This window comes from Saccharothrix sp. AJ9571 (genome assembly GCF_021725495.1).
Lineage (GTDB): Bacteria > Actinomycetota > Actinomycetes > Mycobacteriales > Pseudonocardiaceae > Amycolatopsis > Amycolatopsis magusensis.
Map to the genome: position 1 here is coordinate 223,652 of NZ_CP091382.1, position 17,024 is coordinate 240,675.

Sequence of the window (17,024 nt, forward strand, 5' to 3'; positions counted from 1 at the left end):
GCGCTCACCCGAGGTGGCGCGCGAACAGCGCGCGCACGTAGTCCGGCGGCACGTTCTCGTTGGCGTCGCAGGCGTCCGCCAGCTCGCTGGCGAAGGCGAACAGCGCCGACGCCGCGGCCGAGCGCGTCAGGTAGGGCGCGAGCGGGTGGCTGCTCTCGCCGTAGGCGGCCAGCAACTGGTGCGCCTCGTCCGGCCGCGGCTCGGTGTCCGGCTCGGCACCGGCGGCCGGAAGCTCTTCCAGCTCGCGGTGCAACCGGTCCATGAGGTCCGCCGGGATGGACTCGTTGAGCCGCCGCCCGAGATCGCCGGGGACCGCCGCGTGCCCGGGGCTGGTCACGAACCCCACCAGGTCGTTGTCGGGGCCGCCCGCGGCCGGGAGAGTGCCGCCGCTCGGCCGGCATGCGGCGGCCAGCAGGACATGCAGCTGCTCGAGCAGCGGGCCCACCACCGCGTAGGCGGCGCGCGCCTGCCACTGCTGGCCGCTCTCGTACCGGCCCGCGGCCTCGACGAACTGCCGCTCGACGAACTGCTCGGGGTGGGCCATCGCGGCCTGCAGGGCGTCGGTGATGTCCTGTGCAGACGGCTGGTCGGTGGTGAAGCGGACTGCGCTCGCGGACATCAGGAGTCCGTCCTTTCCGGATCGGTGGAGTAGGCGGCGCGGATCGCGGCCACGGTGATGTCGAGCTGGTCGGCGGGCACCAGCACGTCCGGCGTGCGCCCGCCCTCGGCGGTGGCGAGCACGCCGTGGTGCTCGAGCTGGTCGACCAGCCGCTGGGCGAGCGCGAACCCGATGCGCAGCTTGCGCTGCAGCATCGAGCCGGAACCGAACTGCGAGCTGATAACCAGCTCGGCGGCCTGGCACAACAGACCCACGTCGACCGCGGTGGCCGGTGCGGGACCGGCGGACACGGTCACGGTGTCGTCGTCCTCGGCAGGGGTGAGGTCGTCGAGCACCCGCTCGATCTCGAGCGGCAGCATGTCCTTGCCCAGCCGCCGGTCGAACGCGCGGCGCCACAGGCGCCGTACCTCGCGGGCGTCCTCGGTGCTGGCCGGAAACCCTTCGATGGCGCGAATGCGCATCGTGGGGACGATGTCCCCGGTGTCGATGTCGGTGGTGATCTTGGCGCAGTCGACCAAGGCCACGATGACGTGCACGGCCTCGGGGCTGTCGACCATCGCGGCCGAGAGCGCACCGGCGCCGTTGCGCTCGTCCTTCGGCAGCTTGCCGGACATGGACACGCTCACGCCGCGCCCGCCTCGTGCTGCTCGGCGGCGGCCACGGCCGGAGCCAGCGCCGCGTGGAACCGGGCCAGGGCCAGCTGCCAGTCGGCTTCGTCGAAGTGCCCGCGGCGGTAGGCGTCGGCGGCCAGGCGCCCGAGGTCGACCGCGGTCGTGACGTGGTCGCGCGGGGACATGCCAGCCGGGTCCGGGGCGATGCTGCCCGGCTCGGCGCGCCGGTGCTCCGCCTCGCCCAGGGCGTGCGCGGCGCCGCGGCGGCGGGTGTAGGCGGCGTGGCGGTGCGCGGCCTCGGGCGAGACCAGGTCGGGGTCGGCGGTGTGGCCGGGCTGGCTGCGCGCGAGCGGGGAAATCCACTCCTCGTCGTTGTCGAATGCCTGGTGCATCAGGGCGACCCCGTACGGGTTCGCGGCCAGCTGCGCGACCGCCTTGAGCGCGTAGGCGAACCCGGACTCGGCCCCGAGGTGGAACGCGCACGGCCCGCCGGTGCTGACGCGGTTCATGTAGCCGCAGGCCTCACACAGCTCCGGATCAGGGTGGAAGTTCAGCGCGGGATGGGTCACGGTCAGTCCTTTCTGGACAGTCGCAGCGCCACGGCCGCCGCCACCAGGGCGGCGGCGACCAGGCGCGCGAGGCACGACGGAGCGGTGGGCACGGTCGACATCAGCGCGGGGTGATCCGGGCGATCAGGCCGTCGACGACCTCGAAGTGGTCGCCCTTGTGGTTCATGTCCAGCGAGCACGGAGCCGCGTTCGAGGTCTTGCGGTAGACGTAGCCGCAGTACAGGCTGTCGCGGACGTTGGCCACGTCGAGCGGATCACCGACCTTGAGCGCGGCGCGCGCGTCGGCTTCGGCGAACAACTTGTTGTCCTTATCCCAGGCCGCTTGCGCGGCGGTCAGTGCCTCGTCCAGCTCGCGGTCGGTGCGCTGGCGTCTGATGACCAGCTGCCGGTCGTCGGTCAGCTCGGACATCACCGACCCGGCCAGCTCGGGCACCGCCTGGTAGGAGGCGATGAGCCGGTCGGCGGCGGCGAGCACGCCACCGGCGGGCATCAGCTGCATCCGAGCCAGCTCGACCGGGCCGGTCTGATACCCGGGCAGTTCCTCGTGCGTTTCGGGACGGGGCTTGCGGTTCTCGCTCACTGGGGACGTCCTTTCTGGACGGACTCGGCCAAGTGGTTCAACTCGACGGATGCGCGGCGGCGCACGATGGACTGCGACGGCATGACGCCTTTGATGGCGCGCACGGCCAGGCCGAGCGGCAGGCGCGGGTAGACCAGCCGCCACCAGCGCGACTGACCGGGGTGCTCAGCGACGTGCAGGGCACGGACCTCGACTCCCTCGCCGGGCGTCGGCATCACCTGCACCAGCCCGGCGTCCTCCCCTGCCGGTTCGCCCATGCCGGTGATGAGCAGGTCGACCGCGAACACCCACCGCGGGCCGAACGAGCCGAGCATGTCGACGGTGAGGGTCACGGCGAGCGGGTCATCCGTGCTGTAGGCCAGCACGGTGTGCACCCGCTGCCTGATGGGGGCGGACGCGCCCGGCCACACGGCGGTGGCGGTGATCGGGGTGACCAGCGGCAGGCTCACAGGACACCGACCAGCAGCAAGACGCCGAGCAGCGGCAGGGACAGCACGCCAGCGGCGAACAGGAACAGATTCGCCGTCTCGGCCACGTCGTGGCGGCTGGGCAGACGGCCGGTCAGCTCGGCCAGCAACGTCGGCGGCGCCGGCGTCCGGCGCGGCACCGCGGCCGGGATCGGGACGGTGGCCATCACGCACCACCGCCGAACGTGGCCGCGCGGGCGGCCAGCAGCCGGGCGGCGTGCGGGGTGCAGAACGCTGACGGCCAGATCACCCACCGGCCGGTGCCCTGGCAGTTGTGGGCCTTGCACTGCTGGCGGTCTGCCTCGGGGACCTCGACCGCCCCGGCGGCCCGCACGTAGAGCACGGCCGGGTCCTCCACGGACACGGCGGGCAGCACGGCGGTGTCCTCCAGGGACACCGGCCGTTCGACCCGCACCCGACGCCAGGACCTTGCCGGGCGGATCACCGGCTGCCCGGCAAGGTCCGCACCGCGGCGGGTGCCGCGCACGTACCGGCCGAACAGGTGCACCGAACGGTGCGCCGGGATGACCGGACGCACCAGCTCGACCTGCCACGCGCAGCGGGGGTTGTCGTGGACCACGTCGCCCGGCTGCAGCTTGGCCACCGGCAGCCGCATCGAAATGCGGTCGGCCGAGTCGTCGTCCGGGCGAGCGTGGCGGCCCACCACCGGGAGCGGCAGCGTGCCGGTGATCAAGCCGCGGTCGGAATCGGGCAGCGTGCTGGTCATCGGACCACCACCGCCGCCGCCAGCGCACCGGCCGCCAACCCCACGGTGACCACGCCGAGCACCACCCACACCGGGTGCACCACCCAGCCCGGCGGCGGCCCGGCCAGGTCCGCGCGGCTGGGCACCGAGCCGCGACCCGGGACCTCGGAGATACGGACCGCCATTGGCGCCAGCACCACCGCCGCGTCCGCGGCCATCGTCTGCAGCGGCCGGGTCAGCACGTCGGCCAGCCACTGCAGCCACAGCAGCAGCGGCGCCTGCCTCACGGACTCGGTCCGCAGCACGTGCGGGCTGTCGCTGCGCCGGTGCTGTCCGCCAGCGTTCTGCTGGCGACTACCCTTAAATCTGGTCACGAGGGTCTCCTTCATCACTAGTTCTCGTGGCTGGCGCGGTCCGGTGGTTGCGACACCGGGCCGCGCGACTTTTTGTTGATGCTTAAGGGGTTTGGGCGGTATCGCCCCCTCTACGCGGCCTTGCGCCGCTTCTTTCCGCCCGTCTTCGCGCGGGCCTTGGCCGATGCCATCGCCATGCGCGTGAAGTGCGCCCGCTTGGCGTGCTCTGCGCGGACGGCGCGCTCGTGGGGATCGAGCTCGCCGTCCGGGTCAACCTGGCGTTCCCACCGGTCGTTGAAGGCCTGCCGGGCTTTTGCGGTCGCTGCGACGCGGTCGGGCTCTTGAGCCCACCGGGCGTGGGCGCCGAGCCGGGAGCGCAGAACGCGCTGTTCGGGGGTCACGAGGCGCTCGCCAGCAGGTCGCGGATTTCTACTGCGAAGACCTCGGCGTACCCCTTGAGCACCTTGGGCCGGGGCTGGCTAAGGCCGCGTTCGTGCTTGGAAATCTGGCTGTCGCTGATGGGCGTTCCGGCCTGCTGGCACTTCACGGCGAGGGCGCGCAGGGACATCCCACCGCTGGTGCGTCGCTCTCGCAGGCCAGGGCCATCGAATTCGTAGGTCGACTTGCCGTGCATGTGGACAGATTATGGCCAGATAACGCAGAAAACAACAGATCACCACAGATCTGTGGTGACGGAGTGGTAACGGCCGTCTGCGTGATCCTTTGCTTACTACTGGTGATCTGCGTTATTCTGCGTTACTCTTCGGGCGATCGAGTGCCCAACGGGGAGGGACCAGGCATGGAACCCATCGACGAGGCTGCGCGCGCACGCCTCGCCGCCGAGATGGAATTGCAGCGGGCAGCTCTCAACAAGCGGTGGCGGCACATTGCGGCCGAGGCCGACATCGCCTACGAGACCCTGCGCGCCGTGCGCAAGGGGCCGGGGGGCATCCCGCCATTCACGCGTCGGCGCATCGAAATAGCGCTGCAATGGCCAGTCGGCAGGATCGACGAAATCCTCGGCGATAGCACGACTGCCACCGAGGCGACCGAACGCGCACGGCTCGCCGACATCGCAATGCTTCTCGATCCCGAACGCATCATCGAGAAAAAGTTGCGAGACGATCCCGTTGAGCACGACATCGCGTCGGTGCCGGACGCACCCGAGGACTTCGTGTGGGCAGCGATTTTCCGGTATCGCACCAGGCTTGCGAATGAGTATCGCGCCAGGTTGGAGGCGCAAAACCACCCAGATGCGAGCGCAGGTTAGGCACGCCTTTGCACCACTCGGGTGGACTATGGCACGAACTTAGTTGCGCGTAGCAACGTCACCTGCCATTCGGACGATGCTCCCGGGTATGGGGACCATAACGACCGTGATCTTGGGAGCAACGGCGCTCCTCTTGGTAGGGGTAATCGGCTGGCTCGTAGCCAAAGTCGGATGGCTCGTGGCGAAAGTCCGGCGCCTCGAGCGCGAGGCTCGCGCACGCGACCGGATTGCCATGCTCGAAGCTGGAGCACAGGCCGCACTCGTCCCTGAAATCCCGCAGAGACGGCGCCTCACCCTCATTCGCGGCGGCCGGGTCGGTGCCATGCTCGCGGCGATCGCTGCGGGCGCGCACTGGATCCGCCGGCGTCCTGGCACGGCTGGCGTTGCCCTCGCTGGTGTCACGGCCATCGCCCTTGGGGGCACAGCCAGTCGTCCTGGAGTTCCACCCACCCCACCGCGGCCCTCGATCGCCCTGCCGCCGAGCGACCGGCCACTCGCGCCAGAACCACCGCAGCCGGAGACGACGGCCCCACCCGACGGTCCTGCCGTCGTGCCGACGACCCCGCCAGCGCCCGTGACCGACCTCGCTGAGCGGCGCGAGCGCCGAGCTGCCGCGCCGAGCACACCCCCCGCGACACCGCCCGGCACCGAGCCGGGACCCGGCGAGCCCAGCACGCCACCGGTCGACCCGCCCACCGACGAGCCCGGCCCCGATCCGGAGCCCGCCCCGGTCGTCTGCCTCCAGCTGCCCGGCTCGCCGATCATCGACCTTCCGGGCTGCCTCCACCTCGTCGACGGCCTGCTGGACCTCGACGAGGTCCTCGACGACATCGTGAGCTGACCCGGCCCGCCGCCTGCTATCCGCAGCCGCGGCTGGCGTCGAGGATGTCGGCCTGGTGCTGGTGCTCGGTGGTCGGTTCGCCGTGCTCGACGATGTAAGGCGCGTAGGTGTTGCCCCACCGGCGAGCGAGCGCGTCGGCCACCAGCTCCAGGTCGCGGCCGGCGGGAACGTCCGCGCCGAGTAGGCGACGCTGGAGGACGTGGACGTACTCGTGCCGGAGGGTGTCGTCGACCAGCTCACACGGCGTGTGGGGGCCGACGTGGATCCGGCCGTCAGCTCTCGTCATCGCGCCGTAGTTCGGCAGGTTGTGCGAGCCCGCGCGGGTGACGTGAGGGCTGCTGCTGCGCAGCACGGTAATCGGCGTGAGGTCCTCGCCAAGCTGGGCGGAGACCTGGTCGAGGATCGCGCGGTCGTCGGCGCAGGCGTAGACCGCCGGCGCGCGGGCGGGGGTGGTGCTGGCTGTCTCGAGGAGGAGGAAGGCGGCCAGCAGGGTGACCATGACGCCGTACAGAACGAGTTCGATCCTGCGCCAGAAAGCCGCGGAGTCGCGGCCGGCCGATTGGCGTGGGCGGGTGGGAGAATGGTCCGCAGCGGATTCGGAGCGTTGCTCCAACTGGGTGATGAGTGGCATGTGACAGTCCCTGGGTCCACAGTGGAATGATCTTGTGGAACACAGCAAGAGATTTCGCCGTTAGGCTTGATCCCCAACTGCGTTTTCCCAGGTAGGCACACCGCTCAGGGGCTAGAATCTTCTAATCTCTAGGTCGCAGGTTCGAGTCCTGCCGGGGGCACACGCTTCACCTGCGGTTTCGCCCCGTCCACCAGGACGGGGCGAAGCCGCATGACATCAAACGTGACGCGAAGTTACCTACACTCATGTCATGGCGACCTACACGCGCTCCAAGACACGGGCCCGCGGCAGTATCGACGTACTGGCGAGTGGCGCCCTCCGTGTGCGCGTGTTCGCCGGTTACGACACGGTCACAAAAAAGCGCCTCTACCTCACCGAGATCATCCCGGCCGGACCAGACGCTGAAACCTTGGCCGAGAAGGCGCGCGTCCGGTTGGTTCATGACGTCGACGAGCGGCGACACCCGCGCACCACCGCGACCCTCGGCCAGCTCATCGAGAAGCACATCGCCACAGCCGAACTCGATCCAGGGACTCGCCGCCTCTATCAGCGCGACCTCAGAAACCACATCCAGCCTCGTATCGGCAAGATCAGCCTCGCTTCGCTCGACGTCCATCAACTGGAGTCGTTCTACGCGGAGCTACGACGGTGCCGAGCCCACTGCAACGGCAGCGCACAGGTAGATCACCGCACACCTCGTGAGCACACGTGCGACGAGCGTTGTGGCCCACATCGCTGCCAGCCCCTCCAAGCATCGACCGTTCGGAGTATGCACTTCCTCATCAGCGGGGCGCTCAGCCGCGGTGTCAGGTGGAAGTGGGTTTCGGTGAACGCGGCCCAGGCCGCAGAGCCACCGCCTGCGCCGAAACCGAACCCGGATCCGCCTACGGCCGCCGATGCGGCGCGGATCTTGAATGCCGCCTGGCAAGACCCTGATTGGCACGCGTTTCTCTGGCTCGCCATGACCTCCGGCGCGCGACGAGGAGAGTTGTGCGCGCTGAGGTGGAAGCATGTCGACCTCGAGCGTGGCACGTTGACTGTCAGATACACCATCGACCAGCACGGCGCCACTCTGACCGAGAAGCTCACGAAGGATCACCAACGGCGCCAGATCGCCCTCGACCTGGAGACAGTGGCTGTCCTCGAGGCATTGCGCCAACGCAGCCTCGACACCGCCAGCAAGCTCGGCATCACTCTGAGCCTGGATGCCTACATCTTCTCTGGGCTGCTGAGTACAACGACGCCTCCCCAGCCCGACACCTGCACGCAACGGTACGGGCGCCTGGTCAAGCGATTGAACATCGCTACCTCACTACACAAGCTCCGGCACTACAGCGCGACCGAACTCATCTCGGCAGGCGTGGATGTACGCACCGTGGGTGGGCGCTTCGGCCATGCTGGCGGCGGAACAACCACCCTCAAGGTCTACGCCGCCTGGGTAGCCGAGGCGGACCAGCGGGCCGCCGCCACACTCATTGGCCGCATGCCCGAACGGCCCACGGTCCCATTCGACAAGGTCGAACATGCGAAGACAGACCCTAGGACCCCGTACGAGCAGGTCGCCGCCGACATTCGCAGCAGAATCCTCGCTCGTGAGCTCCTGCCAGGGCAGCCCGCACCTACACAACTTGACATCCGCTCTCAATACGAGGTCTCGGCCGGCACCGCTAACCGGGCCGTGGGCCTCCTCAAGAAGTGGCATCTAATCAGCACGTCCAGAGGCCGGCGAGCAACCGTTCTTGGGCCACCAGTCAATGCTTCGATAAGCCGGAGCGAAGCGCCTCCCGAACCGAAGCTGCAGGATGGCCCCGAGGGCATGGCAGACCCAGACTCCGATCCCCTCATCAACGCTCCGAAGGCCGACACCTCTACACGTCCCGAGTTACACGAGGTGCGACTACTTGAGCTGGGCTCGGTAGTCAAGGTGTTCACAGCTCAGATCGACTCCAGTGACGCTAATCAACTGACGCGCGTCCTTCGAGGCGCGATACGACGCCACCGGGGCCCTGACGCCGACATCGATGACTTCGAACTCGAAGTGCGCCGAACTGATAGCCAGGAGCTGATCACGACCTTTGCCACCTTCTAGGGCTCTTCCAACGTGGGCGGCAACCCCCGCCAGTTACGGCGGGTACCAGGCGAAGCCCCCAGCTGCGCCGCCCCGGCCGGGTCGCCGTGCCGAACCGGGACCGGCCGGAGGGGCGGTGCAGTACAACACCGCGCGGTTCCGGCTTGTGCCTTCGCTGGCCAAGGCGCCGCCGTCGCCACGCCCGCGCTGCGCAAGCCTTATAGGACCTGGATCGAACTGGCGCGCCCCTCAGCCGCTGGCGCCGAGCCGGCCGGGCACGCCGGATCGGCTACGCCCGCGCCTGCACCGCGCGCCAGTCCAGCTTCTCACCGGCGAACTGCAGGGCTCCCACGACCCGACCGGGACCGTGTTCACCCTCCTGGCTGCCCTGTCAGGGATGGAACGCGCGTCCCGCGCGCGGCGGCGCGTGCGGGACGCGCGGCAGCGGTGGTCGACCCCGGGACCGTCCGGGTGGTCGCCACGGCCGACGAGATCACCGGCGCCCGCCGGGTGCTCGCGGGCAGTGTCACCAACCCGGTCACACTCGGGTTCATGCAACCAGCTCCGACCACGGCACACGCCGCTGGAGTGACGTCCCGCAGTACTCGACGGTGAAGTCGTCGACCTCGACGAGCGGTCCCGCCCGGAGCTCGGCCACCTCCGAAGCTTCGGACCGGGCTTAAGCGGCTAGCCGCTCAGCCACCCGTGCATTTCAGTTCTCACCTGCAACATTCCGCCAGTGCGCGAGATCGCGGCGGGTCTTGAAGGTGTTCGGATGATCGGGCCCCAGAACTTGCACCTGGTCGGTGAGCAACTGCTCGAACGCGGCGACCGCACCCGCCAGATCCCCGGTCTCCCCACGCCAGTAGGCGAGATTGTGGCGGGTGACCAAGGTATCGGGGTGCTCGGGCCCCAGAACTTGCACCTGGTCGGTGAGCAACTGCTCGAACGCGGCGACCGCACCCGCCAGATCCCCAGTCTCCCCACGCCAGTAGGCGAGATCGTGGCGGGTGACCAAGGTATCGGGGTGCTCGGGCCCCAGAACTTGCACCTGGTCGGTGAGCAACTGCTCGAACGCGGCGACCGCACCCGCCAGATCCCCAGTCCTCCCCCGCCAGTAGGCGAGACTGGAACGGGTCGTCAACGTCTCAGGGTGCTCTGGCCCCAGCACCCGCAGCTCGTCGATCAGCAACTGCTCGAACGCGGCGACCGCACCCGCCAGATCCCCGGTCTCCCCGCACCACGTAGCGAGACTGGAACGGGTGATCAGGGTATCGGGGTGCTCGGGCCCCAACACCCGCAACCGGTCGGTGAGCAACTGCTCGAACGCGGCGACCGCACCCGCCAGATCCCCAGTCCTCCCCCGCCAGTAGGCGAGACTGGAACGGGTCGTCAACGTCTCAGGGTGCTCTGGCCCCAGCACCCACAACTGGTCGGTGAACAACTGCTCGAACGCGGCGACCGCACCCGCCAGATCCCCGGTCTCCCCGCACCACGTAGCGAGACTGGAACGGGTGATCAGGGTATCGGGGTGCTCGGGCCCCAACACCCGCAACCGGTCGGTGAGCAACTGCTCGAACGCGGCGACCGCACCCGCCAGATCCCCAGTCCTCCCCCGCCAGTAGGCGAGACTGGAACGGGTCGTCAACGTCTCAGGGTGCTCTGGCCCCAGCACCCACAACTGGTCGGTGAGCAACTGCTCGAACGCGGCGACCGCACCCGCCAGATCCCCGGCGTCCCCACGCCAGGTGGCGAGACTGGAACGGGTTGTCAACGTGTCAGGGTGATCGGGCCCCAGACGGATGGATGCTTGGTGGTGCAGTCGGCTCGAGACCGTGATGGCTGCATCTAGTAACTGGGCGTCTCCGAGGCTCTCTGCAAGACGGAACAGCACCGGGTGCCCGACGGGTTGCCAGAGGTGTTCTTCGGCGGTGTCCTGCAGTGTTCGGGTGTTCGACTGTAGCGCTTGACCCAATGTTTGATCGACTTCAATGTCTGGCCACACCTCGTGCAGGGCACTAGCGGCGGCGCGCCCGAGGCTGCCGTGGGCGTCTGGGGTAAGCGCGTCGCGAACGGCGCGTTGGACCAAGGCATGCACACGGACCCCGCGGTGAGGCTGGGCGGGATCAAGGGTGAGTAGGCTGAAACGCCGTAGGCATTCCAGCCCTCCCTGGAGGTCTTCAGCGGTGAGGTCGCGGTCCATCTGGGCCTTGAAGTGAGTTGCGACGGCGTCGGAGATGAAGACCGCGATAGGGATACCGGCGGGGTCGAGCAGCGCTGCCAGATCCAGTAAGGGGCGGGCGAAGCCAGCGGGGTCGAGTTGGTTGGCGGCCTCGATCGACAATGACCAGGTCGCGGCCACGGTCTGCTCGTGCTCGTCGGGCAGTTCCCGTGGTCGCGGCAGCACGTGTTCCAGTGTGGATTTCCGATCGGCAAGCCGTTCCCGGTAGTCCGCAGTGGAAAGAAGCGGTTTGTTGGTCAGGTACGCGGCAGCCTGCGCCAGTGCCAGCGGCAATAGCCCCAGCTCATCGGCGAGACTGTTCAGCTGTGAGGTTTCGGTGGCGCGAGCGGGAAGTTTCTCGACGAGGTATGTCAGGGCTTCGGGTGCGGTGAACAGGTCGACGTCGACGATATGTCTGCCGTCGCCGTGCAGGGCGGCGTCGCGGCATCGGGTGGTCACTACGACTTGCCCGCAGCTCGTGTGCGGTGGCCACAAGCCTGTCAGGTCTGCGGGGTTCTGGAGGTCGTCGAGCACGATCAGCCATGGTGTGAGGGTTTCGGCCAACCATTCCTGGAACCGGCGCCCCGCGCGTTCCGGGGCGGTGGGGTCCTGGCCGAGCCATTCGGCCGCGATTTCGGTGTAAGCGGTGGTGATGGCGTCGCGGGTGCGGGCGGAAATCCACACGAGCAGTTCCACCTGCTGGGAGTCCCACACGTTGTGAGCGTGGTCGGCGGCCAGCTGGGTCTTGCCCACTCCACCCAATCCGGTCAGGACGCTCGCCGGGGTGGCCGCGGCGCCAGTGAGCACCGCAGTTCCGCCGCTGCCCACGGCCCTAGTCAGGTTCTCGGCCACAGCACGGTGCTGGAACGCGCCAGCGCGCGGCGGCACCGCACCGAAACGACGACGCTTCGGCTCCGGGGTCGCCCGGCTGGCGGGGGCTGCATGCGCGGCCCGCGGCGGGGTCTGGTCGAGCGCAGTCGACAACGCTGCGTGGTGGTATCGCCACTGCTCAAGCAGCATGTCCCGTGGTGGCATCGTGAGGTTCTTGCTCCTGCCGATCTCCACGCACGCGATCACGAAGGCGCTGATCCGCTCCCATGGCGGGGGGCGTCTGAAGTTGTGATTGAGCAAGCTGGAGACGGTTTGCGGCACAAGCCACACTGGATCTTGGTCATGCAGCGCCGCCAGAGAGGGTTGACCGGCGAGTTCGCGTAACTGCTTGAGCTGGTCAACGAATCGCGCTCGCGGGTCCCGCCCCAAAATCGCATAGCCCCCTTGTTGCTTCTCCCGAGTTCTCCCAGCACCCAACCCGGGAACTGTAGTCCGAACTGCAGTAGCAGGTCAGGGTGTTCCAGGGTTATCCCGGAAAGACGTACCTGACTGGCTGAACGGCTCATCGTGATCACCAAGTCGCCCGCACTGCGACTTGGACATAGACGCGGTGCGTAGCGGTCCTGCGTGGGTGATCTGGTGGGAGGTGAGTGACGTGATCGAGTTCGTGGAGATCGAGCAGGAGCCGACCTGCAGCGACGTTGACGACAACAACTGACCGGAAAGGAGGGTGAGCGTCATGTGGCGTCCGCGGATCAAGTTCGAGCACCGGCCGGTGCGGTACGACGATGGGCTGGTGCGCATCGGCGGCAATGCGCCCGGCGTCGCACGCGGTCTGCGTGATCCGGACGGGTCGGTGTGGGCGCTGCTGGCGCTGCTGGACGGGTCGCGGACGGTGGGCCAGATCGTGGCCGAGCTGGTCCACCGTTTCCCTGCTCGCTCGCCGCGCGAGGTCCGGGAGGCGATCGGGGACCTGAACGAGGCCGGCTACCTAGAGGATGCCTCCGAGACGGAGCTGACTGAGTTCGAGCGGGAGCGTTACAGCCGGAGCCGGGCGTTCTGGCGATCGGTGGATCGCACGCCCGGCCGGGGCCGCTGGGATGCGCAGCTGCGGCTGCGGCAGGCCCGAGTCGTGGTGATCGGCGTGGGCGGGGCTGGTGGCGAGGCGGCGCTGGCGCTGGTGATGTCGGGGGTCGGGCAGTTGCACTGCGTGGATCCGGACGTGGTGGAGGTGTCCAACCTCAACCGGCAGGTGCTGTTCACCGAGCAGGACCTCGGTCGGGCGAAGGTGGATGCCGCGCTGGACCGGCTCCGGCGGCACAACTCCCACGTCGAGGTGACCGGAGCCAGGGAACGGATTGAGGGTCCAGACCAGGTGCGGGCGCTGGCGATCGCCTGCGACGTGGTGCTGGTAGCCGCGGACCAGCCCTCGGTGGGGGAGATTCGCTCGTGGGCGAACCAGGCGTGCCACGCCACGGGAACGGCGTGGGTGCACAGCGGGTACGACGGACCGCGAGTCAGTGTCGGGATGTACCTGCCTGGTGCGGGACCGTGCTACGACTGCGCTCGCGCCGCCGAGCAGTACCGGCTCAGCGTGGTGTCCCCGCGTACCGCGTGGGCACCTGCGGAGTCAATGGAGCGCGAGCACCCGGCCAACGCGTCAACGGCCAAGTTGGCCGGCGGGCTCGCCGCGCACGCGGTGATGAGCCTGATCACCGGCGCACCGGCGTTGCCAGTCGACCAGGTGTACGGCATGAACCTGGTGACGTTGCGCGACTATGAGACGCTGCGGCTGGAGCAGCCCTGGCCGACGTGTCCTACCTGCGGGCACGACGACGGTTAGGTACTCGGCAGTGCGGTGGCGCGGGCGGTGACTTCGCGCCACCGCTCCCGCGCGGCCTCCGCGGGAAGCCCGAGATCGGTGTACAGGGTGACGGCGCGCTGGAGGTAGTCGGCTGCACGGGCGAGGTCGCCGACCTGGTCGCAGCAGGTTGCGGCCAACTCCAGTGCCGGGGCAACCAGCTTGTCGGTGCCGGGCAACTTCTCGAACTCGGCTAGTGCCTGTTCGGTCAGCTTCAGCGCCGCGGCGTGGTGGCCTTGGGCGAGCCGTGCGGTCGCCGCGCGATGGGCGCTGTGGGCATAGCCCACCTGGTCTCCGGCTTGGTGCCGGAGATCGCGTTCGCGGTCGATGTGGGCCAGGGCCTGCTCGTGTTCACCCAGTCCGATGGCGATGGTAGCCAGATTGCCCTCGATCACCGCCTGGGTACGCGCCAGACCGCGGGTGCGTGCCAGTGGGAGCGCTTGCTGGTAGTAGTCGCGGGCTCGCCGCAGTCGTCCGCGCTTGAGGTTGACCCGGCCCAGACCAATGAACGCGCAGTACCGCTCGGGATTGCCGGGAGTATCGAGGCTGGCGAACCCGGCTTCGGCCTCGCCCCACCGCTCCAGAGCGCTCAGCGTTTCGCTGTGCGACTCGCGCAGGAAGAACTCGGCGGCGGAGTCTTCCAGGGCGCGGGCCGCGGTAATACCAAGCGTTTCGATCTCCAGCCGCACGGTCCACAACGGGCGCGGCAAATAGGTGAGGAAGCGCGCAGCGGCCGCCAGCGCCAGCACCGGGGCGTACATCTCGTACTCGAGCGCGGTCCGCGCCGCGGCATACAACGTGGGTTGCTCGGCCGTGAGCCAGGCCAAGGCCTGGCTGCGGTCTTCCAGGGTCGGTGCGACTCCGACCCGTTTGATCTCAACATCCAAGGACGGGAATCCTGGGTAGAGCAACTGGTCGGCGATCTGCGCGACGTAGGCGTACCAGGTCAGGACCCGTTCGCACGCGGCGTGCTGCTCGTCGGCGGTGTCGAGGTGGGCGCGGGTGCGAGCGTAGGCGTGCAGCAGATCGTGCATCCGGTACCGGTGGCGGCCAACTGGTTCGGCCAGGTGCAACTCGGCCAGCGTTTCCAGATATCTGTCCGTCTCGCGACGCCTGAGTCCGGCCAGCGCAGCCACCGCAAACGCGGAGAACTCCGTGCCCGGATGCAACCCGAGCCAGCGGAATACCTGTGCCTGCCCGGGGGTGAGGCGGGTGTAAGACCAGTCGAACACCGCCTGCACCGCTTCCTGCACCACCCCGCTGGTGCCGTCCTTGGCGAGTTGATCTTCCCTGATCTCGTCGACGACGTCGGCGATCTGCCACTGCGGGCGCGAGGCGACTCGGGTAGCCGCGACCCGGACGGCCAACGGCAACCCGGCACAGAGCCCAACCAGCTCCCGCGTGGCGCCTGGCTCCCGCTCAATGCGAGCAGGGCCGAGCACGGCCTGCAGCAAGGAGTGCGACTCAGCGGGGGCGAGCAGGTCGAGGCTGATGCGGTGGGCTGTTTCGGAGACGAACAGGTCGGTGAGGCTGCCGCGGCTGGTCACCACCGCCATGCACCCGGCCGCAATAGGCAGCAATGGGCGCACCTGCTCGGCCGTGGCGGCATTGTCCAGCACCACCAGAACCTGGCGGGTCGCCAACAACGAGCGGAACAACCCGACGGCGGCGGCGAGTTCGACGGGAACCTGATTCTGAGCCACACCGAGCGCGCTCAGGAAGGAACCCAGCACGACGACGGGGTCCAACGGGGCGCTCGGACCATACCCCCGCAAGTTCACGAAGAGCGTGCCGTCGGGAAACTGATCTTGAGCCCGGTGTGCCCAATGGGTGACGAGGCTGGTTTTGCCTACCCCGCCTGTGCCGTCGAGGACGACGACTGTGCTGTGGGTGGTGGTGTCGTGTGGCAGCAGACGGTCCAGCGTGACCAACTGGTGCTCGCGACCGGTGAAGTCCCGCACCGGGGCAGGCAACTGTTTCGGAACCGGCACGCTCGCCTGAACCGCGGCGGAGACGACGACCTGACCGATGCTGCCCGCTGGACCTACCGATCCGAATACGGACCCGTTGATCGTGTTGCTGACGCCGCTCCGGTCACCCATACGGCCAGTCTGACCAGGTGCCGAACACGATGCGATGCGCGTACCCAGCACCACACTGATGGAGCATCACCAGCGAAGTGGGCGCGTCTATCTCGCACTCTGACGGCGGTCAGTCCAACTCGCGAAGGTTCGACGTGCATGCAGATGCCGCGCCGAAGACGAGCTGGTCGTGCCGCCGGCACAGCAGCCGGACCTTGTGGCGGCGTCCGGGCAGCTTTTCGCCGGCCACCGCGGGGAGTCCGCACAACCAGCAGGGGCCGCCCTCGACGCTGGCCACGCGCACGACACCGGCGCGCGCCGAGCCGGTCACAGCAACTCGTCGTCGGGATCGTCCCCGGCCGCGCTGTTGCGGTCGTCGGCGTGCTGGGCCCGGTCATCAAACCCGCTGGTCGCGGTCGGCGAGTCCGGTTTCCGATCGGCGGCCGCGCTGATCCGGTCGGCCGCCTCGTGATCCATCGGCGTGCTCATGCTGTCCAGCATGCTGCCCATGTCCGCGTTCTGATCAGGGCGAACGCGCAAGTTGACCCGGTCTAGCGATGATCAGCGACCGGGCGAGCGGGACCTCGCGCGCCGACGAGGTGCCACCGGCGTGAGGTAGCCAGGCGGTGTGAACCCGGCCTCGTTCGGCCCGGCGCTGCCCGGAATCTGTCGGTGCCGCGTGTGAGGATCCTGGTCGTGGACCAGCCCGACTTCAGCCCTGATGACCTCGCCCAGCCCGGATCTTCCAGTTCTTCGACAGCCCCGATCGCTGGCTGGTCCTCACCGACGGGCGTCTGCTCTACCGGCGGCGCTCCGGTGATCCGCTGCGTCTGGCTATGACCGGGCTGGTGCCACTGGAGACCTTGGAGTCCTCTCCGTCGTGGGCCGAGGTCACCGACCAGGAAGAACCCGCCGGTCCCTGAGTATCGGCCGAACGCGTGAAAGCCACGCGGCGTCCGGCGGTCCACGACCGTCGCCCTGTCCGGCCCTCCATGCCCGAGGACTTGGGCTGGCCAGGCCACGTGCCGCCTGGCCAGCCCAAGCGGGTTGTGATGGTCGCGGATCAGCGCTGAACCACGACCGTGATCAACTGGGTCACGGTGTCCCCCGCGAAGACCAGCACCGAGGTGGTGGCCAGCACGATGAGCACGGCGACGAACCGCCGCCACAAGCGGCGGCTGCGCAGTACCTCCAGCACCACGTCCCAGCGGTTCATGCGGACGTCCCCCGCTCAACCACCGAAATAATCATCTTCTGTTCGGTCACGGCGAAACGTCGCAACCACCCGTCGCGCTGAAGCGACTCGTCACCGCTG

Annotated in this window: 20 protein-coding genes; 4 read left to right on the top strand and 16 right to left on the bottom strand. The window is 68.7% G+C overall.

The window, feature by feature from the left end:
- Positions 1–4: 4 nt before the first annotated feature.
- The 10 genes from L3Q67_RS01100 to L3Q67_RS01145 all read right to left on the bottom strand — a co-directional run bounded on the left by L3Q67_RS01100 (position 5) and on the right by L3Q67_RS01145 (position 4,539).
- A complete protein-coding gene (locus L3Q67_RS01100) occupies positions 5–619 on the bottom strand; it encodes a hypothetical protein (RefSeq protein WP_499187715.1) in 615 nt (204 codons plus the stop codon).
- Entirely contained in the window at positions 619–1,245 is a 627-nt protein-coding gene (locus L3Q67_RS01105) for a DNA translocase FtsK (protein ID WP_499187716.1), read from the bottom strand. The genes L3Q67_RS01100 and L3Q67_RS01105 overlap by 1 nt, the downstream gene beginning before the upstream one ends.
- Positions 1,242–1,799, bottom strand: coding sequence for a hypothetical protein (locus L3Q67_RS01110; RefSeq protein WP_499187717.1), 558 nt, complete (start codon positions 1,797–1,799; stop codon positions 1,242–1,244). The genes L3Q67_RS01105 and L3Q67_RS01110 overlap by 4 nt, the downstream gene beginning before the upstream one ends.
- 100 nt (positions 1,800–1,899) lie before the next feature.
- Complete coding sequence (locus L3Q67_RS01115) at positions 1,900–2,379, bottom strand: DUF7432 family protein (protein WP_499187718.1); 480 nt, start codon at positions 2,377–2,379, stop codon at positions 1,900–1,902.
- Positions 2,376–2,828 (bottom strand): SsgA family sporulation/cell division regulator, encoded by a 453-nt coding sequence (locus tag L3Q67_RS01120; RefSeq protein ID WP_499187719.1) that lies wholly within the window; start codon positions 2,826–2,828, stop codon positions 2,376–2,378. Before L3Q67_RS01120 ends, L3Q67_RS01115 begins: the two co-directional genes overlap by 4 nt.
- Positions 2,825–3,013 carry a hypothetical protein gene (locus tag L3Q67_RS01125; RefSeq protein ID WP_499187720.1) on the bottom strand — a complete coding sequence of 63 codons (189 nt, stop codon included), beginning with the start codon at positions 3,011–3,013 and terminating at the stop codon, positions 2,825–2,827. Before L3Q67_RS01125 ends, L3Q67_RS01120 begins: the two co-directional genes overlap by 4 nt.
- Entirely contained in the window at positions 3,013–3,573 is a 561-nt protein-coding gene (locus tag L3Q67_RS01130) for a hypothetical protein (protein WP_499187721.1), read from the bottom strand. The genes L3Q67_RS01125 and L3Q67_RS01130 overlap by 1 nt, the downstream gene beginning before the upstream one ends.
- The gene (locus L3Q67_RS01135; RefSeq protein WP_499187722.1) at positions 3,570–3,926 is read right to left on the bottom strand and encodes a hypothetical protein; all 357 of its coding nucleotides are present in this window, start codon (positions 3,924–3,926) and stop codon (positions 3,570–3,572) included. Before L3Q67_RS01135 ends, L3Q67_RS01130 begins: the two co-directional genes overlap by 4 nt.
- 110 nt (positions 3,927–4,036) lie before the next feature.
- Positions 4,037–4,306, bottom strand: coding sequence for a hypothetical protein (locus tag L3Q67_RS01140; protein ID WP_499187723.1), 270 nt, complete (start codon positions 4,304–4,306; stop codon positions 4,037–4,039).
- Positions 4,303–4,539: a helix-turn-helix domain-containing protein gene (locus tag L3Q67_RS01145; RefSeq protein WP_499187724.1), complete on the bottom strand. Its 237-nt coding sequence runs from the start codon at positions 4,537–4,539 to the stop codon at positions 4,303–4,305. Before L3Q67_RS01145 ends, L3Q67_RS01140 begins: the two co-directional genes overlap by 4 nt.
- A gap of 165 nt (positions 4,540–4,704) precedes the next feature.
- On the opposite strand from L3Q67_RS01145, the gene L3Q67_RS01150 reads away from it, so the two are divergent.
- Together L3Q67_RS01150 and L3Q67_RS01155 are read left to right on the top strand one after the other, a co-directional pair.
- Positions 4,705–5,175 (top strand): hypothetical protein, encoded by a 471-nt coding sequence (locus tag L3Q67_RS01150; RefSeq protein WP_499187725.1) that lies wholly within the window; start codon positions 4,705–4,707, stop codon positions 5,173–5,175.
- Positions 5,176–5,749: 574 nt separating this feature from the next.
- Complete coding sequence (locus tag L3Q67_RS01155) at positions 5,750–6,016, top strand: hypothetical protein (protein WP_499187726.1); 267 nt, start codon at positions 5,750–5,752, stop codon at positions 6,014–6,016.
- A gap of 16 nt (positions 6,017–6,032) precedes the next feature.
- Here L3Q67_RS01155 and L3Q67_RS01160 read toward each other — a convergent pair whose 3' ends face one another.
- Entirely contained in the window at positions 6,033–6,515 is a 483-nt protein-coding gene (locus tag L3Q67_RS01160; protein ID WP_499187727.1) for a hypothetical protein, read from the bottom strand.
- A gap of 382 nt (positions 6,516–6,897) precedes the next feature.
- On the opposite strand from L3Q67_RS01160, the gene L3Q67_RS01165 reads away from it, so the two are divergent.
- The gene (locus L3Q67_RS01165; RefSeq protein WP_499187728.1) at positions 6,898–8,736 is read left to right on the top strand and encodes a site-specific integrase; all 1,839 of its coding nucleotides are present in this window, start codon (positions 6,898–6,900) and stop codon (positions 8,734–8,736) included.
- 691 nt (positions 8,737–9,427) lie between these two features.
- Here L3Q67_RS01165 and L3Q67_RS01170 read toward each other — a convergent pair.
- Positions 9,428–12,244, bottom strand: a complete 2,817-nt coding sequence (locus tag L3Q67_RS01170) for a tetratricopeptide repeat-containing protein (protein ID WP_499187729.1) — start codon at positions 12,242–12,244, stop codon at positions 9,428–9,430.
- A gap of 262 nt (positions 12,245–12,506) precedes the next feature.
- Here L3Q67_RS01170 and L3Q67_RS01175 point away from each other — a divergent pair, with 262 nt between their 5' ends.
- A complete protein-coding gene (locus L3Q67_RS01175) occupies positions 12,507–13,610 on the top strand; it encodes a ThiF family adenylyltransferase (RefSeq protein ID WP_499187730.1) in 1,104 nt (367 codons plus the stop codon).
- Here the strand turns inward: L3Q67_RS01175 and L3Q67_RS01180 are convergent.
- The 4 genes from L3Q67_RS01180 to L3Q67_RS01195 form a co-directional block, all read right to left on the bottom strand.
- A complete protein-coding gene (locus tag L3Q67_RS01180; RefSeq protein WP_499187731.1) occupies positions 13,607–15,730 on the bottom strand; it encodes an ATP-binding protein in 2,124 nt (707 codons plus the stop codon). The genes L3Q67_RS01175 and L3Q67_RS01180 overlap by 4 nt on opposite strands.
- 109 nt (positions 15,731–15,839) lie before the next feature.
- On the bottom strand, positions 15,840–16,040 hold the full coding sequence (locus L3Q67_RS01185) for a hypothetical protein (RefSeq protein WP_499187732.1): 201 nt from the start codon (positions 16,038–16,040) through the stop codon (positions 15,840–15,842).
- Positions 16,037–16,198, bottom strand: coding sequence for a hypothetical protein (locus L3Q67_RS01190; protein ID WP_499187733.1), 162 nt, complete (start codon positions 16,196–16,198; stop codon positions 16,037–16,039). The genes L3Q67_RS01185 and L3Q67_RS01190 overlap by 4 nt, the downstream gene beginning before the upstream one ends.
- Positions 16,199–16,772: 574 nt before the next feature.
- Positions 16,773–16,925, bottom strand: coding sequence for a hypothetical protein (locus L3Q67_RS01195; protein ID WP_499187734.1), 153 nt, complete (start codon positions 16,923–16,925; stop codon positions 16,773–16,775).
- Between the last annotated feature and the right edge of the window lie 99 nt (positions 16,926–17,024).